This window comes from Seonamhaeicola marinus (genome assembly GCF_008085455.1).
Genome location: NZ_VSDQ01000038.1, coordinates 1 through 248, shown reverse-complemented (window position 1 = coordinate 248; position 248 = coordinate 1). Strand labels below are relative to the sequence as shown.

1 pseudogene is annotated in these 248 nt (G+C 27.8%); it reads left to right on the top strand.

The annotated features are described in order from the left end of the window. A pseudogene (locus FUA24_RS00250) lies at positions 1-248 on the top strand (exo-beta-N-acetylmuramidase NamZ domain-containing protein); the annotation flags it as partial.

The window sequence follows — 248 nt, the reverse complement described above, 5'->3', positions numbered from 1 at the left end:
TAGCCCGTTTTTAGATAAAACTATTTTCAATTTTCAATTTACACCGCAACCCAATGAAGGTGCTAAATACCCAAAACATCAAAATAAAATATGCTACGGAAACAACTTAACTAATACAAAAAAACTTGATAATTTAAATTTACAATGGCTTATTAAAGCTTACAAAAACACAGCTAACAACGCCAATTTTTTTAATAACTTTTTCACAAAACTTGCTGGTACAAAAAAGTTACAACACCAAATTGAAT